The sequence below is a fragment of the Microbacterium sp. Z11_20 genome, from assembly GCF_057197605.1.
In genome coordinates this window covers 239,699-263,040 of the sequence record NZ_JBXVOQ010000002.1, presented here as the reverse complement: position 1 = coordinate 263,040, position 23,342 = coordinate 239,699, and the positions used below count along the sequence as shown (strand labels likewise).

At 71.8% G+C, this 23,342-nt stretch carries 22 protein-coding genes; 6 read left to right on the top strand and 16 right to left on the bottom strand.

The window, feature by feature from the left end; genetic code table 11:
* Nucleotides 1-48 precede the first annotated feature (48 nt).
* From AC2DFQ_RS06245 to AC2DFQ_RS06235, 3 genes are all read right to left on the bottom strand, one after another.
* Nucleotides 49-1,110, bottom strand: a complete 1,062-nt coding sequence (locus AC2DFQ_RS06245) for a polyprenyl synthetase family protein (protein ID WP_484533291.1) — start codon at nucleotides 1,108-1,110, stop codon at nucleotides 49-51.
* A 9-nt stretch (nucleotides 1,111-1,119) separates the two neighbouring features.
* Entirely contained in the window at nucleotides 1,120-1,860 is a 741-nt protein-coding gene (locus AC2DFQ_RS06240; protein ID WP_484533290.1) for a demethylmenaquinone methyltransferase, read from the bottom strand.
* An 85-nt stretch (nucleotides 1,861-1,945) separates the two neighbouring features.
* Nucleotides 1,946-2,476 carry a DUF402 domain-containing protein gene (locus AC2DFQ_RS06235; RefSeq protein ID WP_484533289.1) on the bottom strand — a complete coding sequence of 177 codons (531 nt, stop codon included), beginning with the start codon at nucleotides 2,474-2,476 and terminating at the stop codon, nucleotides 1,946-1,948.
* Nucleotides 2,477-2,517: 41 nt separating this feature from the next.
* Between AC2DFQ_RS06235 and AC2DFQ_RS06230 the strand changes: the two genes are divergently transcribed.
* Nucleotides 2,518-3,831, top strand: coding sequence for an isochorismate synthase (locus AC2DFQ_RS06230; protein ID WP_484533288.1), 1,314 nt, complete (start codon nucleotides 2,518-2,520; stop codon nucleotides 3,829-3,831).
* 19 nt (nucleotides 3,832-3,850) lie between these two features.
* On the opposite strand, the gene AC2DFQ_RS06225 is transcribed toward AC2DFQ_RS06230, so the two are convergent.
* The 3 genes from AC2DFQ_RS06225 to AC2DFQ_RS06215 form a co-directional block, all read right to left on the bottom strand.
* Nucleotides 3,851-4,708 (bottom strand): PPK2 family polyphosphate kinase, encoded by an 858-nt coding sequence (locus tag AC2DFQ_RS06225; RefSeq protein ID WP_484533287.1) that lies wholly within the window; start codon nucleotides 4,706-4,708, stop codon nucleotides 3,851-3,853.
* 61 nt (nucleotides 4,709-4,769) lie between these two features.
* Nucleotides 4,770-6,605 (bottom strand): 2-succinyl-5-enolpyruvyl-6-hydroxy-3-cyclohexene-1-carboxylic-acid synthase, encoded by a 1,836-nt coding sequence (gene menD, locus AC2DFQ_RS06220; RefSeq protein WP_484533286.1) that lies wholly within the window; start codon nucleotides 6,603-6,605, stop codon nucleotides 4,770-4,772.
* Between the two features lie 2 nt (nucleotides 6,606-6,607).
* Nucleotides 6,608-7,045, bottom strand: coding sequence for a PLDc N-terminal domain-containing protein (locus AC2DFQ_RS06215; RefSeq protein ID WP_484508324.1), 438 nt, complete (start codon nucleotides 7,043-7,045; stop codon nucleotides 6,608-6,610).
* 76 nt (nucleotides 7,046-7,121) lie between these two features.
* Here AC2DFQ_RS06215 and AC2DFQ_RS06210 point away from each other — a divergent pair, with 76 nt between their 5' ends.
* Entirely contained in the window at nucleotides 7,122-7,397 is a 276-nt protein-coding gene (locus AC2DFQ_RS06210) for a DUF4229 domain-containing protein (RefSeq protein WP_484533285.1), read from the top strand.
* 65 nt (nucleotides 7,398-7,462) lie between these two features.
* On the opposite strand, the gene AC2DFQ_RS06205 is transcribed toward AC2DFQ_RS06210, so the two are convergent.
* Entirely contained in the window at nucleotides 7,463-8,437 is a 975-nt protein-coding gene (locus tag AC2DFQ_RS06205) for a 1,4-dihydroxy-2-naphthoate polyprenyltransferase (RefSeq protein ID WP_484533284.1), read from the bottom strand.
* Between the two features lie 66 nt (nucleotides 8,438-8,503).
* On the opposite strand from AC2DFQ_RS06205, the gene AC2DFQ_RS06200 reads away from it, so the two are divergent.
* A complete protein-coding gene (locus AC2DFQ_RS06200; protein ID WP_484533283.1) occupies nucleotides 8,504-8,887 on the top strand; it encodes a VOC family protein in 384 nt (127 codons plus the stop codon).
* On the opposite strand, the gene AC2DFQ_RS06195 is transcribed toward AC2DFQ_RS06200, so the two are convergent.
* From AC2DFQ_RS06195 to AC2DFQ_RS06185, 3 genes are read right to left on the bottom strand one after another with little or no spacing between them, the layout of a single operon-like run.
* A complete protein-coding gene (locus AC2DFQ_RS06195) occupies nucleotides 8,884-10,056 on the bottom strand; it encodes an AMP-binding protein (RefSeq protein WP_484533282.1) in 1,173 nt (390 codons plus the stop codon). The two genes, AC2DFQ_RS06200 and AC2DFQ_RS06195, sit on opposite strands and share 4 nt — an antisense overlap.
* 45 nt (nucleotides 10,057-10,101) lie before the next feature.
* Nucleotides 10,102-11,016: a 1,4-dihydroxy-2-naphthoyl-CoA synthase gene (locus AC2DFQ_RS06190; protein ID WP_484509970.1), complete on the bottom strand. Its 915-nt coding sequence runs from the start codon at nucleotides 11,014-11,016 to the stop codon at nucleotides 10,102-10,104.
* On the bottom strand, nucleotides 11,016-11,801 hold the full coding sequence (locus AC2DFQ_RS06185; protein WP_484533281.1) for an LLM class F420-dependent oxidoreductase: 786 nt from the start codon (nucleotides 11,799-11,801) through the stop codon (nucleotides 11,016-11,018). The genes AC2DFQ_RS06190 and AC2DFQ_RS06185 overlap by 1 nt, the downstream gene beginning before the upstream one ends.
* Nucleotides 11,802-11,834: 33 nt before the next feature.
* Between AC2DFQ_RS06185 and AC2DFQ_RS06180 the strand changes: the two genes are divergently transcribed.
* Nucleotides 11,835-12,827 carry an o-succinylbenzoate synthase gene (locus AC2DFQ_RS06180; RefSeq protein ID WP_484533280.1) on the top strand — a complete coding sequence of 331 codons (993 nt, stop codon included), beginning with the start codon at nucleotides 11,835-11,837 and terminating at the stop codon, nucleotides 12,825-12,827.
* 6 nt (nucleotides 12,828-12,833) lie between these two features.
* Here the strand turns inward: AC2DFQ_RS06180 and AC2DFQ_RS06175 are convergent, their stop codons facing one another.
* Nucleotides 12,834-13,472 (bottom strand): TetR/AcrR family transcriptional regulator, encoded by a 639-nt coding sequence (locus AC2DFQ_RS06175; RefSeq protein ID WP_484508318.1) that lies wholly within the window; start codon nucleotides 13,470-13,472, stop codon nucleotides 12,834-12,836.
* A 113-nt stretch (nucleotides 13,473-13,585) separates the two neighbouring features.
* Between AC2DFQ_RS06175 and AC2DFQ_RS06170 the strand changes: the two genes are divergently transcribed.
* Together AC2DFQ_RS06170 and AC2DFQ_RS06165 are read left to right on the top strand one after the other, a co-directional pair.
* On the top strand, nucleotides 13,586-16,405 hold the full coding sequence (locus AC2DFQ_RS06170) for an MMPL family transporter (protein WP_484533279.1): 2,820 nt from the start codon (nucleotides 13,586-13,588) through the stop codon (nucleotides 16,403-16,405).
* Nucleotides 16,402-18,456 (top strand): YhgE/Pip family protein, encoded by a 2,055-nt coding sequence (locus AC2DFQ_RS06165; protein WP_484533278.1) that lies wholly within the window; start codon nucleotides 16,402-16,404, stop codon nucleotides 18,454-18,456. Before AC2DFQ_RS06170 ends, AC2DFQ_RS06165 begins: the two co-directional genes overlap by 4 nt.
* Nucleotides 18,457-18,578: 122 nt before the next feature.
* Here AC2DFQ_RS06165 and ccsB read toward each other — a convergent pair whose 3' ends face one another.
* From ccsB to AC2DFQ_RS06140, 5 genes are read right to left on the bottom strand one after another with little or no spacing between them, the layout of a single operon-like run.
* On the bottom strand, nucleotides 18,579-19,610 hold the full coding sequence (gene ccsB / locus AC2DFQ_RS06160) for a c-type cytochrome biogenesis protein CcsB (RefSeq protein WP_484508315.1): 1,032 nt from the start codon (nucleotides 19,608-19,610) through the stop codon (nucleotides 18,579-18,581).
* 4 nt (nucleotides 19,611-19,614) lie between these two features.
* Nucleotides 19,615-21,342, bottom strand: coding sequence for a cytochrome c biogenesis protein ResB (gene resB / locus AC2DFQ_RS06155; protein WP_484533277.1), 1,728 nt, complete (start codon nucleotides 21,340-21,342; stop codon nucleotides 19,615-19,617).
* Complete coding sequence (locus tag AC2DFQ_RS06150) at nucleotides 21,323-22,072, bottom strand: cytochrome c biogenesis CcdA family protein (protein WP_484508313.1); 750 nt, start codon at nucleotides 22,070-22,072, stop codon at nucleotides 21,323-21,325. Before AC2DFQ_RS06150 ends, resB begins: the two co-directional genes overlap by 20 nt.
* Nucleotides 22,069-22,680: a TlpA family protein disulfide reductase gene (locus AC2DFQ_RS06145; protein ID WP_484533276.1), complete on the bottom strand. Its 612-nt coding sequence runs from the start codon at nucleotides 22,678-22,680 to the stop codon at nucleotides 22,069-22,071. The genes AC2DFQ_RS06150 and AC2DFQ_RS06145 overlap by 4 nt, the downstream gene beginning before the upstream one ends.
* Entirely contained in the window at nucleotides 22,680-23,324 is a 645-nt protein-coding gene (locus tag AC2DFQ_RS06140) for a histidine phosphatase family protein (protein WP_484508311.1), read from the bottom strand. The genes AC2DFQ_RS06145 and AC2DFQ_RS06140 overlap by 1 nt, the downstream gene beginning before the upstream one ends.
* Nucleotides 23,325-23,342 lie beyond the last annotated feature (18 nt).

The following is a 23,342-nucleotide window of genomic DNA, read 5'->3' as shown; positions in this document are numbered from 1 at the left end:
TCGGTTGCGGCCGCAGCCGCAGCGTGGTGCGCTGAGCCGGCACGGGCGTCAACGGGAGCGGTTGGAGACGGCCTGCGCGAACCGCGTGAGGGCTTCACGCACGGCGCCGTCCGGGAGGGGGTCGAGCGCGGCGATCGCCTCGGCCGACCACGCATGGGCCAGGTCGAGGGTCGCTCGGGTGGCCTCGTGCTCGCGCAGCTCGGCCAGGGGATCGTCCAGCAGGGCGGCCTCGCCGCCGTCGACGATGCGGGAGACTCCGTCGTCGATGCGCGCGTGCAGGTCGCGGGATGCCGCATCCTCGCGCTGCCCGAGGAGCAGATACGGCATGGTGGGCACGCCCGCGCGCAGGTCGGTTCCGGGAACCTTGCCGGTCTCGTCCGCGTCATCGGAGAGGTCGAGCACGTCGTCGAGGAGCTGGAAGGCGACGCCGGCCTTCTCCCCGAAGACCCGCATCGGCTCCTCGAGCTCCTCGGGTCCGTGGGAGAAGACGACGCCCGCCTCGGCGGCGGCGGCGATGAGCGATCCGGTCTTGTCCGAGAGCACGCGCAGGTAGAACTCCACGGGGTCATCGCCCGGCTGCGGACCCACGGTCTCGTGCATCTGACCGAGAACGAGACGTTCGAACGTGTCGGCCTGCAGCCGGATGGCGCGGTTGCCGTGCCGTGCCATGATCTGGCTCGCCCGCGAGAAGAGGAGGTCTCCGGTGAGGATGGCGATGTTGTTGCCCCACACCGTCTGGGCGCTGGGAACTCCGCGGCGCACATCGGCGCCATCCATGACGTCGTCGTGGTAGAGCGACCCGAGGTGCGTCATCTCCAGGGCCGTGGCGCCGTCGACGACGTCGTCGGTGGCCCCCTCCCCCAGCTGCGAGGTGAGGATCACCAGCATCGGGCGCACCCGCTTGCCGCCGGCTTCGTACAGGTACCGGCTGGTCGCATCGGCGAGCGAATCGGTCATCCGCAGCTCCGCGGCCAGGCTCTGCTCGACCCGCTCGAGCCCCGCCTCAACGGTGGCGAGCAGTCTGCGGGAACGGACGCCCGCGAAGACGCGGTCGGTGAGGCCCAGCTTGCCCGCCATCTGCGAGCCCGCAGCGGAAGGTCTGGGGGTCACCATCCCAGCCTACCGCCCCGCGGGGGACGGTCCCGATGACGCAGCGGTGCCCCGGTGCAGCGCAACGATGCCGAAGGAGAGGTTGCGGTACGCCACGTCGGCCCATCCCGCCTCCCGGAGCCAGGCCGACAGGGTGCGCTGGTCGGGCCAGTCGCGGATGGACTCGTTGAGGTATTCGTAGGCCTCCGCGTTCGAGCTCACCGCCTTGGCCACCACCGGGAGCACCCGGCCGTTGTAGAAGCGATACAGCCCGGAGAACGCGCGCGAGGGCGGATGCGAGAACTCGCACACGACGATGCGGCCACCGGGCTTGGTGACCCGACGGAGCTCGCGCAGCGCCTTCTTCGGGTCGTTGACGTTCCGCAGCCCGAACGACATCGTCACGGCGTCGAACTCGGCGTCGGCGAAGGGAAGCGCGGTGGCATCGGCTTGCACGAACGACAGGTTCGGCAGCCCTGCGTGCCGGCGCCGGCCCTCCGCGATCATCCCCGGGGAGAAGTCGGCGGCGACGACCTCCGCGCCGCTGCGGGCGAGCGACACGGAGCTCGCGCCCGTGCCGGCGGCGAGATCCAGGATGCGCTGCCCCGGCCGGGGAGCGACGGCCCGCGTGGTGGCGACCCGCCAGAACCGGTCGTTGCCCAGGCTCAGCACGGTGTTGGTGCGGTCGTAGGCGGCTGCGACCTGGTCGAACATCCCGGAGACGCGGGCCGGGTCTTTGCCGAGGTCGGCACGGTTCGGCTCAGGGGTCATCCATCGAGTCTACGAGCCGCACCTGCCCGTTCCGTGTCCGAGAACCCGGAGGCCGTGGGGCGCAGCGACGCGGTGCCGCGGAGGTTCACTCGAACGAGGCGAGCCGCGCCAGCCAGAAGGCGATCGTCGCGTCGTCGAACGGTGCGTCCCGCCGCCGCACGCGCTGCTCGAGATCCACGGCCACCGACTCCAGGCGCTCCACGATGTCGAGCGGGTATCCGTAGTGCACGCGGTGCTCGTCCCACTCGTCGCGATCGTCGATCCAGATGCCGTGGCGCGCGTCGTCGACCACGTCCAGGTCCATGTCGATGCCCGTGGGCTCGCCGGCCTCGTTCCACTGCACGTCCCAGGCCAGGTCGATGTACACGCGCGTCGGGTGCGGGGCCGCGTTCGAGGTGAAGGCCCATTCGCCGCCGGGCGGGATGAGGGTCACGTTGGGCTGCGGCGCCGAGATCTCGCGGCCCGGGCGAGCGCTGCGCCATCCGGCCTGCTGCCCCACCCAGTCGCCGTGCTCGTCGCTGCCGAGGACGACGCAGTCATGCTCCCAGTGCGGCGAACCGTCCCATTTCCGCCAGCGGAAGTCGACCTGCGTACCGGGTTCGGGGCGATGGCTCACGCCCGCATTCTATGGACCTGCCACCGAACTAGGCTGGCAAGGTGCAACATCCCGCGTCGTCCGGCCCTCCGCGACTGCGCGCCGTCACCCGGGAGATCGACGGCGTGGAGGAGGTCCTCGCCCATACGGCCGCCGGAGATCCGCTCTTCTGGAGCCGCCGGGGCGATGCGCTGGCCGCGTACGGCGTCGCCCTTCGCCTCGAGGCCGACGCGGGGACGCCTGCCCCCGCGGCCGACCTCGCGGCGCGCTGGCGAGCGGTCGCTGCCGCCGCCGACATCGACGACCCGGTCGAGCTTCCCGGCAGCGGCCTGGTCGCGCTCGGTTCCTTCGCCTTCGATCCGGACTCCCCGCGCGGGAGTGTCCTCACCGTTCCGGCGACCCTCGTCGGGCGGCGTGGCGGACGTTCGTGGGTCACCCGGATCACGCTCGGCGACGCGGGCGATGAGGCCCCGCCCGCCGGCGATCCCGCCGTGGCGGACACCACCTCTCCGGCGCTGCCCCCTGCCACGCCGTTCGGCCCGCACTGGTCGGCCACGATGGGCCCGGGGCGGATGACCGCGGGCGGCTACCAGGACGCCGTGCGCTCCGCGCTCGGCGCGATCGCGCGGCACGAGGTCGACAAGGTCGTGCTCGCACGCGACGTCGTCGGCACCGTCCCCTCCGGAGCGGATCTGCGCCGGCTGGTCCGTGCTCTCCTGACCGGATACCCCGATTGCTGGGTCTTCGCCGTCGACGGTCTCATCGGGGCGAGCCCCGAGACCCTCGTCACGGTGTCGGAGCGCACGGTCACCGCACGCGTGCTGGCCGGCACGATCGCCCGCGGCGCGGAGGTCGACGCGGATGCGGCGGCATCCCTCGCCCTCACCGACAGCTCGAAAGACCAGGACGAGCACCGCTTCGCCGTGCAGAGCGTCCTGGCCTCCCTGCGCCCCCACACCAGCGCCCTGGCCGCGGCCGAGCAGCCCTTCACGCTGCGGCTGCCGAACGTGTGGCACCTCGCCACCGACGTCGAGGGAGTGTTGGACGACGGTTCATCGTCGCTCGATCTCGTCGCAGCGCTCCATCCCACCGCGGCGGTGGCGGGAACCCCCACCCCGGTCGCGATGGAGCTGATCCGACGACTGGAGCCGTTCGACCGCGGGCGGTACGCCGGCGCGGTCGGGTGGACCGGGGCCTCCGGCGACGGCGAGTGGGCCATCGCGCTGCGGTGCGCGCAGTTCGACCTGCCCCTGGCCAACGGCGCCCTGCCCATCACCGCGTACGCCGGCGCGGGGATCGTGGCCGGCAGCGAACCGGAGGCGGAGTTGCTCGAGACACGGGTGAAGTTCCGCCCCATCGTCGAAGCGCTGACCTGAGCCCCGCGCGAGCGGCGCCTCAGGTCGCCGCCAGCCGTGCCTTTTCCGCGTCGACGTCGTAGTCCGCCGCCGGCCACTGCGGGTCGAGCGCGGCGAGCGCATCGAGGAGCAGCTGCTGAACGGCCAGGCGCGCGTACCACTTGCGGTCGGCCGGCACCACATGCCACGGGGCGGCCTCCGTCGAGGTGCGTTCGATCGCCACCTGATAGGCGGCCATGTACTCGTCCCACCGCTGGCGGTCATCCACGTCGCCGGGGTTGTACTTCCACTGCTTGTCGGGCCGTTCGAGGCGTTCGGTCAGCCGCTCCTTCTGCTCATCGCGGGAGATGTGCAACATCACCTTCACCCACCGGATGCCGCGGGCCGCGGCATCCGCCTCGAACTGCACGATGGCGTCGTAGCGCCGCTCGATCTCGTCCGCTGGAGCGAGCCCGCGGACGTGGCCGATGAGAACGTCCTCGTACTGCGACCGATCGAACACGCCGATCCGGCCGAGCGGGGGAAGGCGCTTCTCGATGCGCCACAGGAAGTCGTGCGCCAGCTCCTCGTCGGTGGGCTTCTTGAATGCCACGAGCTCCACGCCCTGGGGATCGACGGCACCCACCACATGCCGCACCACGCCGCCCTTGCCGGCGGTGTCCATCGCCTGCAGGAGGATCAGGACCGACCCGGTAGCGGTGCCCGCGACGCTCTGGGCGAAGAGGCGCTCCTGAAGCTCGCCGAGGAGGTGTCCGCCGTCGTCGAGCTCGGCGGCGCCGTCGGCTTTCGCGCCGGCGTAGCCGGGCGTGGCACGCGCATCGATGTCGGTCAGGCGGAATCCGGGCCCCGCACGCAGGGCGTCGGCGGCGGGGACGGTCCAGAGCGGCGAGGTCGTCATGTCCTCATCATGCTCGCTCGGCCCGGGGAAGGTGCCCCTCGCGGAGTCGTGCGCATCGTGTTCAGCGCGGCAGCGGCACCTCGATGAGTTGCCGCCCTCCGGCGGGAGAGGTGAGCAGTTGATCCAGCGCGCTGCGCGTGGTGACGCGGTGATACTCCCACCCATAGGCGAGGGCGAGGTGCTCGTTGCGCACGGAATGCGGCGTGTACAGCACGCGGTCCATCGCCTCGGCTTCGGCGACGCCGGCCACCTCCAGCCCGTCGAAGATCGTGCCGCCTCCGTCGTTGCCGACGACCACCTGCACGCGTGGCTCGACTTCGGCTCCCGGGAGCAGCAGCGCCCCCACGTCATGAAGGAACGCAAGGTCGCCCAGCACGACACGCGTCACGCCGGCGCGTCCGCCGGCCTGACTGGCGAGGGCGATGCCCATGGCGGTGGCGACCGTGCCGTCGATGCCGGCGAGGCCACGGTTGGCGTGGACCGGCACCTTCTTCCCGCCCAGGAGTTCATCGGCGACGCGCACGAGCCGCGACGAGCCGAAGACGAGCCGGTCGTGCGGCCAGGTGGCGCGCCAAGCGGCGTCGACGAGGCCGGCGCGGTCAAGCGGCGCGCGCAGCACCGCGACCTCGGCCGCAAGGGCCCCCCGCCGCTGCTGCGGCTCCGCCGAAGAGAGGGCCTCGGCGTCGGGGGCGGGCGGCGAAAGGTCGACGGATGCGGCGGCGGACGCCCTCATCCATCGACCCAGCCACTCCCGGTCAGGCGGCCCGTCCTCGACGCGGACGGCATCGACGGCGACCGTGGAGCCGTTGAGGTTCAGCGCCTCACCCGGACCGCGCACGGCGATCACCTCGACGTCGTCGCGCGCCAGCAGCATCGCGACCTCGCGGCTGAGAGTGGGATGGCCGAACACCACCGCGCGCTGCACGGCGCCGCCGAGCTCGGGCTCGCGCAGCAGGCCGCGGTAGCCGTGCACGAGGTGCCGCCCGAAGCGCGCGCCGCTGACGATCTCCGCGACGAGGGGCCACCCGCCGGCGTGCGCGAGCTCCTCGGCGGCCGTTCCGGCGTCCGCCCCGGCCACGACGAGCGTGCGAGGACCGCGCACGAGCGCATACGGGGCCGTCTCGGCCGGCACCGCGTCGGCGCCCCCGATGCCACCGCCGCCCTGGTAGAGCGCCCCCGATTCGGCCTCGCCGTGTGGGCTCGCCTCACGGGCGTCGTCCCGGGCCTCACCGGCGTCGTTCCGCGCCGCCCCGGCGTTGTTCCGTGCGTCACCGGCCGCAGGGGCGGGCAGCCACGCCGGCGGGGGTCCGGCCAGCGGCTCCCGGTAGGGCAGGTTCAGGTGGACGGGGCCCGCCGGTCGGCCGGCACCGCCGCCGGCGGCGACCATCGCGTCTGCCGCGACGGCGCGCAGCATCGCGGAGGCCTCCGCCGTGCCGTCGTGATCGAGAGCATCCGGCACCGGCAGGTCGGCGTCGAAGCGTATGTGCGGAGCGAACAGCCCCGGCTGACGGGTGGTCTGATTGGCGCCGACGCCGCGGAGTTCGGGCGGACGATCGGCGGTCAGGAGCACCAGCGGGACCCCGGCGTGATGGGCTTCGAGAACGGCCGGAAGGAGGTTCGCCACGGCGGTACCGGAGGTGCACACCACCACCGCCGGCGTGCCGGTCTCGCGGCCGATGCCCAGCGCGGTGAACCCCGCGACGCGCTCGTCGATGCGGACATGCAGGCGCAGGCGCCCCGCCCGCTCGAGGTGTGCCGCGACGAGGGCCAGAGCTTGCGAGCGCGAGCCCGGGCTGAGGACGACGTGCTCGACGCCGCGGTGGACGAGAGCGGTCAGCAGCGCGGCGGCGGCATCCGTGGCGGGAGACGCGCCCACGCGCGCGTCGGCAGCGGTCACGCTCAGCCGACGGCGCCGCGCTGACCGCGGGCGTCGTCGTCGCCGTCTGTCCCCGTCGGCGGTGTCGCGTCCGGATCGGCGTCGGGTGTCTCGGCGGGCGGCGCGGTGCGGAAGTGCTCGTCGTCAGCCTCCGCGTCGAGCTGGGCGAGCTCCTCCTCCAGGCGGCGGATGCGCTCGTCCTGGTCGGCGATGGAGCCGATGCTGCCGAGGAACTCCGGGTCGTCATCCGGAGCGCGTCGCGTGGCGGCGGCGGCACCGCGGCCTCGTCCGACGACGAACCACAGCAGGCCGCCCAGCACCGGCAACAGAACCACGATGGCAATCCAGGCACCCTTGCTCACGCCGCGGTGACGGGTCGCGGGCTGCAGTGCGCAGTCGACGATCGAGTACACCCAGAACGCGGTGCCCACGAGCGCCAGGATGAGCAACAGCCTCGTCATCCCCTCATCCTAGGCGCGATGCCTGGACGTGGGCCGGGCGGTGGGCACAGTAGTGAGCGCAACCTAGACTGGGCGGATGATTGCGCGCTCGGCCCTGGTGTACACGGTGCTGCGGCTGCTGGCGTTCGTGGTGCCGTTCGCCCTTCTGCTCCTGTTCCCCATCTTCCGGGAACTGCCGTGGCTGGCCGCCGTCTTCGCCGCTCTCATCGGCCTGAGCCTGTCGCTGCTGTTCCTGCGCCGCCCGCTGGACGAAGTGACCTCGGGCCTCGCCCAGCGCCGCCGCTCCACAGCCGCAGACGACGCTGCCGCCGAGGACGCCGGCAGCGACGCGGAGCCGGGCTCGCACCACTGACACGCGGGCGGGCGCGGTACGCACCCGACCGCAGCCACCGGCCCGCACCGGCGTGACCGCGAGGGTCAGCCGGAGAACGCCCAGAAGAGGAATCCGCCGTAGGCGAGAGACGTCAACGACGTCAACGCGAGCGCGATCACCAGCTCCCGCGGGACGCGGTAGGTCCACACGATGAGGATCGCCGGGATGGCCGCGAGAAGCGCCAGGAGCGTCAGCCATGCGACGGGGTAGAACAGCGCGAGGTACGCCGCGATCCCGAACGGAGCGAGGACCAGGACGGTGTACAGCACCTGGGTGGCGCGCTTGCCGATGCGAACGGTGAGGGTGCGCTTGCCGGCGGCACGGTCCTGGTCGATGTCGCGGAGATTGTTCGCCAGCAGCACGGCGCACGCGAGGAACCCGACCGCGACCGCTCCGAACCACGCCTCCTGCGGGAGGGTGAAGGCCTGCACCCAGGTGGTGCCGAGGGTGGCCACCAGCCCGAAGAAGATGAACACGAACAGCTCGCCCAGCCCCGCGTACCCGTACGGGCGCTTGCCACCGGTGTAGAACCAGGCCGCGACGATGCACGCGGCTCCCACCGCCAGCATCCACCACTGCTGCGTGCGGATCACCAGCGCGAGACCGGCAAGGGCAGCGATACCGAAGAAGACGAGCGCGACGATGAGCACGCTCCGCGGCTTCACCTTCCGCGACGCGGTCAGGCGGGCCGGGCCCACGCGGTGATCGTCGGTGCCCCGGATGCCGTCGCTGTAGTCGTTGGCGAAGTTCACCCCGATCTGCAGGCTCACGGCCACGAGAAGGCAGAACAGCGCGATGACCCAGTGGAACGGCTCGGCGCCGAGGTTCGCCGCCCCGGTGCCCACCAGCACCGGGCTTACGGCCAGAGGCAGGGTGCGCAGCCGCGCCGCGCCGACCCAGTCGGCGGGCGTCGCCGGGCTCGGCGCCGGAGCGGGCGCGGTGCGCTTCCGCGGGTTACCGCCCGGACGGCGCCGGGCAGTGCTGCTGGGAGCGGGACGTTTGCGAGATTGTGCGGCCACGGTGTGCCATCCTAAGCGCGTTGGCAAGCCCTCCCGATCGACCTGTGGACGGGACAGGCTGACGGGATGCTGACCATGGCCACCATCGTGTTGACCGTTGAAGACATCACCCGCGCGGGGGACTTCTGGCGCGGGGCGCTGGGTTTCGTCAACCGCGCCGAACCCGGCGACGACTGGGTCCTCCTCGACCCGCCGGACAAAGGGGGCTGGGACGGCCCTGGCACGAGCCTCGCCCTGTCGGTGACGGGGTACCCGCAGCACTATCCGCCCCGCATCCACCTCGACCTCTACGCCGATGACCAATCGGCCGAAGTGCAGCGTCTCCTGGAGCTGGGTGCGCGGGAGGTCGACTGGCACGGGTATCCCGCCGACGCCGACTGGATCGTGCTCGAAGACACCGAGGGGAACCGCTTCTGCGTGGTCGACACCGGTGAGCGCCCCGCCGGCTAACTGCGCCCGGTCTCCGGGAGCGAGGAGACGAAGCGACTGATCGCTGCGCGGTCGGGCTTGCCGGTGAACAGGTGCGCGATCTCATCGACCAGCACGAGGCGCGACGGCCGCGCGGGCGCGCCGAGCTCGGCGGCGACGGCTGCGCGCGCCTCCTCCAGCTGTGCCGACTCGCTGCGCGTGAGTGCGTCGCGACGCGGCGCGACGATCACCGACGCCTGACCCCACCGGGCGTCGTCGACCCCGACCACGACGGCCGACTCGAGACCGGGGATGCTGCGCACCACCCTCTCGACGCGGTCGAGGGAGATGTTGATCCCGCCCGACACGATCACGTTGTCGATACGCCCGTGGAGGCGGAGCACGCCGGCGTCATCGACGAGACCGGCGTCACCCGTGCGGTACCAGCGGGTGCCGTCGGCGTCGCGGGGGAACGCCGCGTCGGATCGTTCGGGCTCCCCGAGGTATCCGTCGGCGAGCACGGGCCCGGCCACGCGCACCTCGCCGTCGACGATGCGAAGGCGCACACCGTCCAGCGGAATCCCGTCGTAGACGCATCCGCCGCTGGTCTCGGTCGAGCCGTAGGTCCGCACGACCCGTGCTCCGGCCGCGGCCGCGCGCTCTCGCAGCCGTTCGGGGAGCGCCTGACCGCCCACGAGGATCGCCTCGAACGAGCGGAGCGCACCCGCGACGTCGGGGTCGGAGTCGGCCGCATCCACGAGGCGCTGCAACTGCGCGGGCACCAGCGAGGTGAACGTGGGCACCCGGGCACCGTGTTCGCTGGAGGCCATCAGCCGCGCGGCGGCGGCGAATGAGCTCGGGGAGAACGATCCGGCGAGGATCGCCGGTTCGCGGCCGGCCACGAGCGAGCGGACGAGCACCTGCGCGCCCGCGATATAGGCCGCGGGCAGTGCGAGCAGCCACGCGCCCTCGCCGATGCGCGCGGTGGTGGCCAGCGCGCTGGAGATCAGGGCGTTGCGGCTGAGGGCCACCGCCTTGGGCACCCCGGTCGAGCCGGAGGTGGTCACCACCACCGCCGTCCCCGCGGGCACCTCGGTGGGAAGCGGCGCGCGGGGCGACCCGAGCCCGACGGCGGGGCCGGCGCCCAGCGCTGCCCGCAGCGCCCGGAGCACATCGCGCGGCTCTCCCCCGTCGACCGGCTCGAGCCTCACCCAGCCCTCACCGGCCCGTTGCGCGCGAGGCTGCGGGGCGCCGCGTCAGTAGTGCCATGGGAACCCGGTCCAGTCGGGGTCGCGCTTTTCCAGGAAGGCGTCGCGGCCCTCGACCGCCTCATCCGTTCCGTACGCGAGCCGCGTGGCCTCGCCGGCGAAGACCTGCTGTCCCACGAGGCCGTCATCGACGGCGTTGAACGCGAACTTCAGCATCCGGATGGCCGTCGGCGACTTGCCCAGGATCACCCGAGCCATCGCGATGGCCTCGCGCTCGAGGTCGGCGTGCGGGACGACGCGATTGACCGCACCGATCTCGTACGCGCGCTGCGCGGAGTACTCCTCGGCGAGGAAGAACACCTCGCGCGCGAGCTTCTGCCCGATCTGCCTGGCGAAGTACGCGGACCCGTACCCGGCGTCGAACGACCCCACGTCGGCGTCGGTCTGCTTGAACCGGCCGTGCTCGGCGCTCGCGATCGACAGGTCGCACACGACGTTCAGCGAGTGCCCGCCGCCGGCTGCCCAGCCCGGGACCACGGCGATCACGACCTTCGGCATGAACCGGATGAGGCGCTGGACCTCGAGGATGTGCAGCCGTCCCGTCGCGGTCCCTGAGCCTGTCGAAGGGGTCCCTGAGCCTGTCGAAGGGTCGGCGTACGTGTACCCGTCGCGGCCGCGGATGCGCTGATCTCCGCCGGAGCAGAACGCCCATCCCCCGTCCTTCGGGCTCGGCCCGTTGCCTGTGAGGAGCACGACACCGATCCTCGGATTCTGCCGCGCGATGTCCAGCGCGGTGTAGAGCTCATCCACCGTGTGCGGGCGGAAGGCGTTGCGCACTTCGGGGCGGTCGAACGCGATGCGCGCGATCCGCCCGTCGTGCGACACGTGCGCCGTGATGTCGGTGTACCGCTCGCTCGCGGGGGCCGGCATCCACTCCGCCGGGTCGAACAGCTCGGAGACCATCAGATCCCGTTCCTGGCGTCGCGCCACCGCAGCCACGACGACACCGTCTCGTAATCGGGCAGGTGGGGAGCCCACCCGATCGTGTACAGGCGCACGCCCGCATCGAACAGCGCGTCCGCGTCGGAGGAATCGCGACCCTTCAGCTCGTTCGAGACGATCATGCCCGACACGTCGCGCCCCTCCGTCTCGCCCCACTTCTCGATCACGGAGATCTTGTGGGCGAGTTCGTCGGGCGCCACGTAGCTGTGCCAGATGTCGGCGTGACGGGCCACGATCCGCAGCGTCTTCTGCTCGCCTTTGCCGCCGATGAGGATCGGGATGCGGCGGGTGGGCGGCGGGTTGAGCCGGTCCCATCGCGCCACGACCCGGTCAAGGCCCTCCGCGAGGTCAGTCAGTCGGGCACCCGGCGTGCCGAACTCGTAGCCGTACTCGTCGTAGTCGCGGGCGAACCACCCCGCCCCCGTGCCGAAGATGAACCGGCCGCCGCTCATGTGGTCGATCGTGCGGGCCATATCGGCCTGCAGGTCGGGGTTGCGGTAGCCGTTGCAGTTGACGAGGGGGCCGAACTCGACCCGCTCGGTCTGCTCGGCCCACGCGCCGAGCATGGTCCACGCCTCGAAATGCGCGCCGTCGCGCTCTCCGAAGAGCGGGAAGAAATGGTCCCAGTTGAACAGGATGTCCACGCCCATGTCTTCCAGTCGCCGCACCGCGTCGCGAATCTGCGCGTAGCCGGCGTGCTGCGGTTCGAGCTGCACGCCGATGCGAACGGGGGTGTCCAGGAGCATGTCGTCAGCCTATTGCGCGGGAGGATGGAAGACATGACCGCACCATCGCCCTCCCTCGATGAGCTCCTCGCGAGTATTCACGTCGTCTCGGTCCCCATGGCGACGCGCTTCCGGGGGGTGGACGTGCGAGAAGCCGTGCTGTTCGAGGGCCCTGCGGGGTGGACGGAATTCTCACCGTTCCCGGAGTACGCCGACGCCGAAGCGGCCACGTGGCTAGCCGGAGCCATCGACTTCGGATGGCGTGAACGACCCAACGCGTTGCGTGACACGGTCCCGGTGAATGCCACGATCCCCGCCGTCCCGGCGGCGGACGTCCCGGCCGTGCTCGCGCGCTTCGACGGATGCCGAACGGCCAAGGTGAAGGTGGCCGAGCCCGGGCAGGTGCTCGCCGACGACATCGCCCGTGTCCGTGCCGTTCGCGCAGCGATGGGTCCGGAGGGCCGCATCCGCATCGATGCGAACGGCGGGTGGAACGTCGACGAGGCGGAGCACGCCATCCACGCTCTCGCGCCGTTCGACCTCGAGTACGTCGAGCAGCCGTGTGCGGAGGTGGACGAACTCGCCGAGCTGCGCGAACGGATCTCCTACCTCGACGTTCCGGTGGCAGCGGACGAGAGCGTGCGCAAGGCCGACGACCCGCTGCGCGTGGCGCGCGCCGGTGCGGCCGACCTGCTCGTGGTCAAGGCGCAACCGCTGGGAGGCGTCCACCGCGCACTGGAGATCGTCGCGGCATCCGGACTCCCCGCCGTCGTCTCGAGCGCTCTGGACACGTCGGTCGGGTTGGCGATGGGTGTGGCGTTGGCCGCAGCGCTGCCCGACCTCGACTACGACTGCGGCCTGGGAACCTCGTCGCTGTTCCGCACCGATGTCGCCGACCCGCCGCTCGTCCCGCGTGCGGGGATGCTGCCGGTCGGGCCGGCCGCGCCCTCCCCCCACCGGCTGCGGGAGCTGGCCGCGCCGCCCGAACGCCGCGAGTGGTGGATCGCCCGGCTGACGCGCTGCCACGCTCTCCTGGCGGCGCGGTAGAGGCGGTCAGCCGATCCCGGACACCATCAGCGGGATCATGTCCCCGATGCTCTTCTGCACCTCGCGCTGGGCCGCGCGTCGGTCGAGCCCCGCGATCATGGCGCGCGTCATGGTCCCCTCCCACACGAGGAGAAGCAGGCGAGCCGCCTCGTCGGGCGGCACGGCGAGACTCAGGCCCGTTCCCCGCACGATGCCGGCGATCGTGCCGGCGATGTTGCGCCGCATGTCGGCGTCCTGCGCGAGGAACGCCTGCGCCATGGCCGGGCTCCGCAGCGCCCGCATCCGGATCTCGCTCATGAGGAGTACACCGAGGCGGTCATCACCCGGAAGATCCAGCACCCGCTCGACCAGCGTCACCGCCGTCTCCGGTGTCACCTCCAGCGCACCTTCGCCCTTCAGCTGCGCCACGCGCTCCTCGAACTCCGCCACGCGCGCCTCGGCGACGGCGGCGGCGAGCTCCAGGAACATCTCCTCCTTCGAGGCGAAGTTGGAGTAGAACGCCCCGCGGGTGAAGCCGGCCCGTTCGCAGACGGCCTCCACGGAGGTACCGTCCAGACCCGCCTCGGCGAAGACCTCGGCGGCAGCATCCAGCAGTCGTTGCCGGGTCGCCTCACGGCGCGGCGTGGTGGAGAGCGTTTCGCTCATATGGTTCCCTCCGTTTCACACGGACCGTCCAGCCTAACCAAGCTCCCGCCGATTACGATACATCTGTGTATCCGATACGTCCCTGTATCGTCCGCTGATCCATCGGAGTCGCCGTGTCCACTCTCCTGTCCTCGCTGGGACGCTGGTCGTACCGCCACGGCTGGCGGGTCCTGGCCGCGTGGATCGTGGTGCTCCTCGCCGCCGGCGGCGGGGCGCTGCTGTTCAACCAGGGCACGGACAACTCCTTCTCGATCCCGGGCACCGAATCCGAAGAGGGACTCGAGCAGCTCTCCCGCACCTTCCCGCAGGTCAGCGGGACGAGCGCACAGATCGTCGTGGTCGCCGCACCCGGCGAGCGCGTCGACGAAGACCCGTATGCCGCGGGCATCTCGTCCCTCGTCTCCGAGCTCGAGGATGTCGACGGAGTACTCGCCGTCACCGACCCGTTCGACGAGGCCGTCACCGGGCTGATCAACGACGACGCCGAGGCGGCCATCGTGCGCCTGCAGTTCGACGGGCAGGGAACGAGCGTGTCGCCCACGGCCAAGGAGGAGCTGCGGGATGCCACCGACGCGTTCGCCGCGGATCTTCCGGAGGGCGCCCAGGCCGCACTCGGCGGCGACCTGTTCGCGAACTCCGTTCCCGGCGTGACCATCACCGAGGCCGTGGGCCTGATCATCGCGCTCCTCGTCCTCATCGTGACTTTCCGCTCCTTCGTCATGGCCGGCGTTCCGCTCCTGACCGCGATCCTCGGGGTGGGACTGTCCATGGCGCTCATCCTGCTCGCGACGGCGTTCGCCCCCATCTCCTCCACGACGCCGCTCCTCGCGCTCATGCTCGGCCTCGCAGTCGGCATCGACTACGCGCTGTTCATCGCCGCCCGACATCAGGACCAGGTGCGCGAGGGCATGGACCCCGAGGAGTCCGCGGCACGCGCCACCGGCACGGCAGGGTCGGCGGTGACCTTCGCGGGCATCACGGTGCTCATCGCCCTCATCGGGCTGTCGTTCGCGAACATCCCGTTCCTCACGACGATGGGCATCGCCGCATCCGTGGCCGTCGCGCTCGCAGTGGTGGTGTCGGTCACCCTCACCCCCGCCCTCCTCGGCTTCGCAGGCCGCCGGGCCGCGGGCCGTGTCCGGCCGTCCCGCCGTTCGGCGCGGAAGAGCGCGGATGCGGACGAGCCGGCCGACAGCGCCTCCCCTGCACCGCAGCCGGCGACCGCGCCCCAGCGCACGAACCGCTGGGTGGCGCTGGTCACGCGGCATCCGCTCGTCAGCGCTGTCGCCGTCGTGGTGGGGCTCGGGACCCTCGCGATCCCGGCGGGAAGCCTCGCCCTCGCGCTTCCGAACGCCGGCGTCCTCCCCGAGGCGAACTCGGCGCGGCAGAGCTACGACCTCGCCGCGGAGAACTTCGGGCCCGGTTTCAACGGTCCGCTCGTACTCACCGGCACGATCGTGACCTCGGACGACCCGGTCGGCCTCATGGCGGACATCGCCGCCGAGGTCGAGCAGCTGCCCGGCGTGAAGGAGGTGGCTCTGGCCACCCCGAACGAGACCGCCGACACCGGCATCGTGCAGATCGTGCCGGAGACGGCGCCCGATGACCCGGCGACGGCCGACCTCGTCCGCGAGCTGCGCGCGCACCACGACGAGTGGCTCGACGAGTACGGCATCGACCTGAAGGTCACCGGTTTCACCGCGGTCGCCATCGACATCTCCGATCGCCTCGGAGCCGCTCTCGTGCCGTTCGGCATCTTCGTCGTCGGGCTGTCCTTTTTGCTGCTGATGGTCGTCTTCCGATCCATCGCGGTCCCGCTCACCGCAGCGCTCGGCTATCTCCTCTCCGTGGCCGCCGCGTTCGGCGTGGTCGCCGCCGTGTTCGAGTGGGGCTGGTTCGCGGATCTCCTCCACGTCACACGCGTGGGACCGGTCATCAGCTTCATGCCGATCGTGCTGATGGGCGTGCTCTTCGGGCTCGCGATGGACTACCAGGTGTTCCTCGTGACGCGCATGCGTGAGGACTACGTGCACGCCCGCGCGAGAGCCCGTGCACGCGCCGACGCCCGGGAGATCGCGCTGGCGGCGGTGCGCTCGGGATTCTCGGCCACCGCCCGCGTGGTCACGGCGGCGGCGCTCATCATGTTCGGCGTCTTCGCCGCGTTCGTGCCCGAGGGCGACTCCTCCATCAAGCCCATCGCCCTGGGCCTGGCCGTCGGCATCGCCGTCGACGCGTTCCTCGTGCGGATGACGCTCATCCCGGCGCTCATGGCCCTGCTCGGCGACAGGGCGTGGTGGATCCCGCAGTGGCTGGACCGGCTCCTCCCCCGCCTCGACGTGGAAGGCGAAGCCGTCGAACGCGAGATGGCGCTGCAGGAGTGGCCCGGACCCGCATCCCGCGCGATCGTCGTGGCCGACGACATCGGCCTTGTGGCGCGCGACGTCGAATTGTTCGACGGTCTGTCGCTCGAGGTCGAACCCGGCCACGCCGCGATCCTCACGTCCGACGATCCACGGCGAGCGCGCGCGGCGCTCTACGCACTGGCCGGGCGCGTCTCCCTGACCGCGGGGCGCCTGCGGGTCGCGGGGCACCTGCTGCCCGGCCGAGAGTCGTGGGTGCGCAGCCATGTCGGCATCGCCCAGCTCGATGAGGCCGAAGATCCGCTGGCAGAACTCCGCGACGCACTCACCGGTCGCCCCGGCGTCCTCGCCGTCCAGGGCATCGACGTCGTCGCACACGGGGCTCTGCGCGATCAGGCCGCGGCGACCCTGCGGGATGCTGCCGCCGCCGGCGAGTGGACCCTCCTGGTCACCTCCGCCGACACCGGCGCTGCCCGCCGCGTGCTGTCCGAGGCGGGCTGGCCCGAAGCATCCGTCACGCGGGTGCGCACCGCATCCCCCTTCCCCACCGATCTGTCCGAGGTGACCGCATGACCCGTTCCGCATCCCCCCTGGCGCTGCCCGTCGAACGCGCGGGCTCCCGGCGGCCGGTGACCTGGCTCACGATCGTCGGCGCTCTGCTGCTGCCGGTGATCGTCGGCGGCGTGCTCGTCGGCGCGCTGTACAACCCCGTCGAACGCCTCGACGCGATGAGCGCAGCGATCGTGAACGACGACGAGCCGGTCACGATCGACGGGCAGACCGTGCCCCTCGGACGCCAGCTGACGGCGGGCCTCATCGAGGGCTCGGACGACATTCCGAGCAACCTCGACTGGACGATCACGAACGACGACGACGCCCGCGCAGGCCTGGCCGACGGCTCGTACGCGGCGGTCATCACCATCCCCGAGAACTTCTCCGCGGCGGCCACCTCCACCGCGCCCGGCGGGACGCCCGAGCAGGCCACGATCGAGGTCAGCACGCCCCCGGACAGCCTCGTGGTGGATGACGCGATCTCCGCACAGGTGACGCAGGCGGCAGCATCCCTGCTGGGCACGTCGCTGTCGGAGGTGTACCTGGAGAACGTGTTCCTCGGTTTCACGACCCTGGGCGACCAGCTCGGCACGGCCGCGGACGGTGCCGCCCAGCTCGCCGACGGTGCCGGACAGGCCGCCGACGGCGCAGCCGACCTCGCCGACGGCGTGGGGCAGCTCTCCGAGGGCGCCTCCGCCCTGGCCGGTGGCGCCTCACAGCTCTCCGCCGGCGCCTCCGAACTCGCCTCCGGCGCCGGGCAGGCCGCGAACGGACTGGACGCGTGGGCTGCGGGCGCGGGCACGATCGCAGAGAACGGCCGCGCGCTGGCCGGCGGTCTGCAGCAGACCGCCGATGCGATTCCCGCGCTGCCCTCCGACATGGTGGCGGCAGCCGATTCCCTCGCCGCCAACAGCGCCACGATCCAGTCGCAGGTGACGGCCGCGGCCGACGGGCTCGCGCAGGCCGCCGCGACGTGTGCCGACCAGGGCGGGTCGAGCGAGCTCTGCGCGACGCTCGCTCAGATCTCGGCACAGGCCCAGGCGGCCGTGCCGCCCGTCAGCGAGCTGATCGGCCAGTCGGGCACGATCGCCGCAGGGGTCAACGGCCTGCAGCAGCTCGGCCCGGGGCTGCAGTCCCTGGCCGCGAACCTCACGCAGCTGTCCGGAGGCATCGACGAGCTCGCCGGTGGCGCCACCACCGCCGCCGGCGGCGTACGGCAGCTCTCCGACGGCGCCGCGCAGCTCTCCGGCGGAGCATCCGAACTCGCCACCGGCGCCGCCGCGCTGGCTGAGGGAGCCGGTCAGGCCGCGACCGGGGCGGGCGAGCTCTCCGGCGGCGTGCGACAGGTCGCCGACGGCACCGCCGACCTCGGCGCCGGCCTGTCGAGCGCCGTAGAGGAGCTGCCGTCGTACACCGACGGCGAAGCGCAGGACCTCGCGTCCGTCGTGGCCGAGCCGGTGGCAGCCGAGGGCGTCGGGACCAACCTGTTCGGCGCGTCCGCGGTACCGCTCGTGGTGATGGTCGCGCTGTGGTTCGGCGGCCTGGCGACGTTCGTGGCGCTCCGCGCAGTGACGGCGCGGACGCTCTCCTCGCGCCGGCCGTCGGCGCTCCTGGCCCTGCGCGGGCTCGCGCCGGCCGCGGCCATCGGCGCGGTGCAGGGCGTGCTCGTTGCCGGCGTCGTGCAGCTGGCGGCCGGTTACGACTGGGCCGACTGGTGGCTGTTCGCCGCCGTCGCCGTCGTCGCCGGGATCGCCTTCGCCGCGGTGAACCAGGCGCTCGTCGCCGTCTTCGGCGGCGCCGGGCGGTGGATCTCCGCCGTCATCGGCGCGCTGGCGGTCGCGACCGGCGTGGTCTCGACCGTCCCGGGCGTCATCTCGGCGATCGCCGGGCTCCTCCCGACCGCGCCCGCGTATGACGGGATGCTCGCCGCCCTCACCGCCGCCGACGGCTTGGGCGCGGCCGTCGTCGGTCTCCTCATCTGGGCGGTCCTCGCGTTCATCGCCACGACGGTGGCGGTGGCCCGGCGGCGTTCGGTCCCCGCCCGCGCGCTGCTGGCCGCATCCCCCGCCTGACCCCCCGTCCCCCCACGCGAGAAACGACGTTCCCGGCGAGACACAACGCGGCGCGTGGTGTCTCGGCCGGAATGTCGTTTCTCGGCGGCAGTGGGGTGGGGGTGGAGCGGGCGCCGGGGGCGTCAGCTGGTCAGGCCGGAGTAGGCGTGCAGGCCCTTGAAGAACATGTTCACGATGGTGAAGTTGAACATCACGGCGGTGAAGCCGATGATCGACAGCCACGCCGAACGGGTGCCGCGCCATCCGCGGGTCGCGCGGGCGTGGATGTAGCCGGCGTAGAGCACCCAGATGACGAAGGTCCACACTTCCTTGGTGTCGAAGCCCCAGTAGCGTCCCCACGCGTCGTTGGCCCAGATCGACCCGGCGATGAGAGTGAAGGTCCAGAAGATGAACCCGACGATCGCGAACCGGTAGGCGAGGGACTCCAGGGTCTCCGCCGACGGCACCGTGCGCAGGAACCGGAGGCCCGTCTTACCGGAGTCGTCACCGGATGCCGCGGCCGCGGCCACCCGCTGCTCGCGGCGCGACTGCATCAGCTGCAGCACCGACAGCCCGAACGCGAGGGCGAACAGGGCGGTGGCGAGCGAGGCCACGAAGACGTGGATGACGAGCCACACCGACTTCAGCGGGTCGGCCAGCGGCACGACCTCGACGAAGAAGCCCAGCGTCGCACCGCCCAGGAGCACGACCGTCAGCCCGGTGATGAAGGAGCCGAGGAAGCGCAGGTCGTACCGGAAGAGCACCGCGAGGTACACCGCGACGATGAGCATCGTTCCGGTGAGGGCGAACTCGTACATGTTCGACCACGGAACCCGCTCGGCCGCGATGCCGCGGGTGACGTCGGCGGCGACGTGGAAGAGGAACGCCAGCACCGTCAGCGACGTGCCGATGCGCCCCCACACGAAGCGCGGCTTGGTCGCTGAGGCCCCGCCGTCCCCGGTCGAGGAACCGGAGCGCGACCCCGCCGAGACGGATGCTCCGCCCGCGGCCACGAGCTCGCGTTCGCGCGCCGCATCCTGCGCCCGGACGGCGACATCGGAGCGCCGGGCGAGGTCGACGGCATAGGCGAGGAACGCCAGGACGTAGATCGCGATCGCGGTCCACACCAGCAGCACGGAGACGGCGTCGAGCGAGAGCGTTTCGGTTCCGGGCATGGTGTCAGTCTACGTCGGGGGCCCGGCGCCACCCCTCGAGCGATTGGCCGTGACGGTCGGCGAACTGCTCCACGGCCGAGGCCAGCGTGGGGTCTTCTCCGCGGGCGAGACCGGCGTATTCCAGGTGCACGGTGCTCCCCCGGGTGGTGGCCTTGACCCACATGCGCCGGCGGGGGACGAACAGCGCTGCGAGAAGGCCCAGGGTCGCCAGCACGGCGAAGAGGAGCACCCACGGGGCGGCGATGTCGCGGTGGATCGACAGCGACGCGAACCGCTTGACCGACTCGGCGTATCCGGTGGCCCCCTCCGGCGATTCGTCCTCGAAGGTGATCGACCCCAGGCCGTCCGGCAGCTCGGCGGTCTGGCCGGGGGCGAGCTCGATCGATTCGGTGCCCGTGTCGCCACCGCTGAGCTGTTCCATCTCACTCGTGTCAAGCGTGTAGACCGAACGGGGCTGACCCCCGTCGATGCCGAGGTCGCCGACGAACACGTTGAACGTGACGACGGGGCTGATGAGGTCGGGGTAGGCCGACGTGAAGGCTCCGGACTCCAGCGCCGCCTGCGTCGGGTAGAAGAATCCGACGAGCCCCATCTGCTCGGGGAGACCATCGGCGACCTTGACCACGCCGAGGGAGGTCATGTTGGTGTCCTGGGGAAGGAACGGCACCGAGTCGGAGAAGATCTCCTCGCCCTCGGCGTCGCGGATCGTGATCGTGGGGGCGTAGCCGTTGCCCATGAGGTACACGCGGTCACCGGCGACGTCCAGCGGGTGGTTGACCCGCACCTCGCCCTCGGCCACCTCACCGCCCAGCTGCGTCGTGAGGTTCGCGACGAAGTCTCCCGCCTGTCCAGCGCCCTGTTCGCCCAGCGGCACGTACGACACCTCGAACTCGTCGAGCGTCAGGGCGTAGGGGGTCAGGTCGTCGGGACTGACGAACCGTCCAGGGTTGAAGGAGGAGTAGTCCAGCAGCGAGTTGACGAAGGTCGTCCCCTCCACGATCACCCGCTGCCCGGTATAGGTGAATCCACCCCCGATGCCGACGACGACGAGGACGCCCACCAGCGCACCGTGGAAGACGAGGTTCCCGCTCTCGCGGAGGTAACCGCGCTCGGCCGAGACCGAGAACGCGCCGCGTCCGTCGTAGCGCTCGACCCGGTACCCGGCTTTGCGCAACTGCTCGGTCGCGGAGCCGACCGCGTCGGCGGCCCGTCGTTCGGCGTCCTCGGGGGACGCGGCATCCAGTTCGGCGGCACGCACGTCGCCCAGGCGTGACAGCCGGGCTGGGGTCCGCGGCGGCCGGGAGCGGAGCGCCTTCCAGTGATGCCGGGTGCGCGGGATGACGCAGCCGATGAGCGAGACGAACAGGAGCAGGTAGATCGCCGAGAACCACGGCGAGGAGTAGACGTCGAACAGGCTCAGGTTGTCGAGGACGGGAGCGAGCTCGGGGTTGTCGGTGAAGTACTGGGTGACCCCGTTGGGGTCGGCGCTGCGCTGCGGCACGATCGACCCCGGCACCGCGGCGATCGCGAGGAGGAGGAGGAGTACGAGCGCCGTGCGCATGCTGGTGAGCTGGCGCCATCCCCAGCGGAGCCACCCGACGGGGCCCAGCGCGGGCGAGATGATGTCGCCGTTCGCCCCGTGGGCCTCGTCCGGGGCGGAGCCGTGGTGGTCGGAGGGCCGGAGGGGCCCGTCCGCCGCGGCGGAGGTCTCGTCAAAGAGGGAGCGGGACACTGGCGATCACCCCCGTGAGCTGAGCCATCAGCATCCCCCAGAGTCCCGTGACCATCGCCAGGCCCAGGAGGATCAGGAGGGCGCCGCCGAGGAGGTTGATGACGCGGATGTGGCGACGGAGGAACGCCACCGACCGGGTCGCCCAGCCGAAGCCGAGCGCCAGGAGCACGAACGGGATGCCGAGGCCGAGGGAGTACGCCAGGCCCAGGAGCGCGGCGCGGCCGGGGTCGCCCAGGTTCCACGACACCGAGAAGATCGCGGTGAGGGTGGGGCCGATGCACGGGGTCCAGCCGATTCCCATCGCGATGCCGAGGAGAGGGGCGCCGATCAGGCCAACGCTGCTGCGGGCCTGCGGCCGCACGGTGCGCTGGGCGACGCCGAACAGCCCGATGAACACCAGGCCCAGGAGGATGACGACCACGCCCATGACGCGCGTGATGGGGTCGGCGAACTCCACGAAGAAGCGACCGACCGTGCCCCCCAGCACGTTGACCGTCATGAACACGAGCGTGAAGCCGGCGATGAACAGGAGCACCCCGCCCAGCAGCCTGCCCCGGCCCGGGGTGGATGACGAGCTCCGCCGCGGCGCGACGGTGCCGCCGATGAACCCGAGGTACCCCGGGACGAGCGGCAGCACGCACGGCGAGAGGAACGACACGAGCCCGGCCGCCAGTGCGATCGGCACGGCGAGCCACAGCGTGCCATCGAAGACGATGGCTCCAGGGTTCACGCGGCCTCCGCCAGTACGGACTGCACGATCGACTCGAGAATGGATGCTTCGGGGAGCTCGCCGATGATGCGGGCCGCCACGCGCCCCTCGGTGTCGACGACGAGGGTGACCGGGGTGGCGCTCAGCGGCGCGTGCTCGGCGAAGGCGAGCTTGACGGCGCCATCATTGACGGCGATGACGCTCGGATAGCTCACGCCGTTGTCACGGGCGAAGGATGCCGCGGTGGCGGGCTGGTCGTACGTGTTCACGCCGAGGAAGGCCACGCCCTCATCCTTGACGCTCTCGTACGCCTCCTCGAGGCGCGGGGCCTCGACGATGCAGGGACCGCACGCGGCGTACCAGAAGTTGACGACGAGGACCTGTCCGGCGTAGTCGGCGTGGGACACGTCGTCGCCCGAGTCCGTGACACCGGAGAACTCGACCGGTTCGCCGCGCTCGGCGGTGGGGATCTCCTCGGCCGCGAACCCGTTGGCCGCGATGTAACCCTTGTTGTCTCCGGCGCGGTACTGATCGGCGAGCGGGTCGGCGGTGCAGGCGGCGAGCCCCAGCGACAGGGCGGCGGCGAGGGCCACGGCGAGCGCCCCACGACGCGCGGCCGAGCGCCGCATCACACGGCCCCCACGTCGACGGCACCGGCGGTGGACGCCGGCTCCGCGTACGCGACTTCGACCCAGCGCTCCCCCGTCAGGGAGTCGCCGCGTCGCTCGAAGCTGGTGACGCTCGACAGCGCGCACCGACGGCGACGTGGGTCGTGGCGGAGGGCCCCGCCCGCGATGGAGAGGTGCGCGATCCAGATCGGCAGCTGGTGCGAGACGATGACGACGTCGCCGCCCTCCGGGCGGTCCCACGCATCATCCATCGCGGCCCGCATGCGCTCGACGATCCGCTCGTACGGCTCCCCCCAGCTGGGGAGCGCGGGCTGGGCGAGATGACGCCAATTGAGCGGGTTGTAGAAGACCCGCTTCATCCGGCGCCCCTCGAAGACGTTGGTCGGCTCGATGACGCGCTCGTCGATGAACGGCTCGATGCCGAAGAGTTCCTCGAACGGCTCGGCCGACTCGCGCGTGCGCTGGAGGGGCGAGGCGACGAGGGCGCCGAGAGGACGCTCCAGGGACCGGACGTACTCGGCGGCCTGCCGCGCCATCCGCCGGCCGTCGGAGCTCAGCCCGAAGCCGGGGAGACGGCCGTACAGGACGCGCCCCGGGTTGTGGACCTCGCCATGGCGGACGAGGTGGAGTCGGTCGGCGGGCACCCTCCCAGTGTAGGCCGG

Excerpts from the sequence above, each read along its gene's own strand:
- AC2DFQ_RS06185 (WP_484533281.1), bottom strand. The coding sequence starts at position 11,801 with ATGCTCCTGGACACCCCCGTTCGCATCGGCGTGCAGCTCGAACCGCAG.
- AC2DFQ_RS06225 (WP_484533287.1), bottom strand. The coding sequence starts at position 4,708 with ATGACGACCTCGCCGCTCTGGACCGTCCCCGCCGCCGACGCCCTGCGT.
- AC2DFQ_RS06175 (WP_484508318.1), bottom strand. The coding sequence starts at position 13,472 with ATGAGCGAAACGCTCTCCACCACGCCGCGCCGTGAGGCGACCCGGCAA.
- ccsB (WP_484508315.1), bottom strand. The coding sequence starts at position 19,610 with ATGCCCGGAACCGAAACGCTCTCGCTCGACGCCGTCTCCGTGCTGCTG.
- AC2DFQ_RS06210 (WP_484533285.1), top strand. The coding sequence starts at position 7,122 with ATGATTGCGCGCTCGGCCCTGGTGTACACGGTGCTGCGGCTGCTGGCG.
- AC2DFQ_RS06180 (WP_484533280.1), top strand. The coding sequence starts at position 11,835 with ATGACCGCACCATCGCCCTCCCTCGATGAGCTCCTCGCGAGTATTCAC.
- AC2DFQ_RS06200 (WP_484533283.1), top strand. The coding sequence starts at position 8,504 with ATGCTGACCATGGCCACCATCGTGTTGACCGTTGAAGACATCACCCGC.
- AC2DFQ_RS06190 (WP_484509970.1), bottom strand. The coding sequence starts at position 11,016 with ATGGTCTCCGAGCTGTTCGACCCGGCGGAGTGGATGCCGGCCCCCGCG.
- AC2DFQ_RS06165 (WP_484533278.1), top strand. The coding sequence starts at position 16,402 with ATGACCCGTTCCGCATCCCCCCTGGCGCTGCCCGTCGAACGCGCGGGC.
- AC2DFQ_RS06240 (WP_484533290.1), bottom strand. The coding sequence starts at position 1,860 with ATGACCCCTGAGCCGAACCGTGCCGACCTCGGCAAAGACCCGGCCCGC.
- AC2DFQ_RS06215 (WP_484508324.1), bottom strand. The coding sequence starts at position 7,045 with ATGACGAGGCTGTTGCTCATCCTGGCGCTCGTGGGCACCGCGTTCTGG.
- AC2DFQ_RS06145 (WP_484533276.1), bottom strand. The coding sequence starts at position 22,680 with ATGCGGCGCTCGGCCGCGCGTCGTGGGGCGCTCGCCGTGGCCCTCGCC.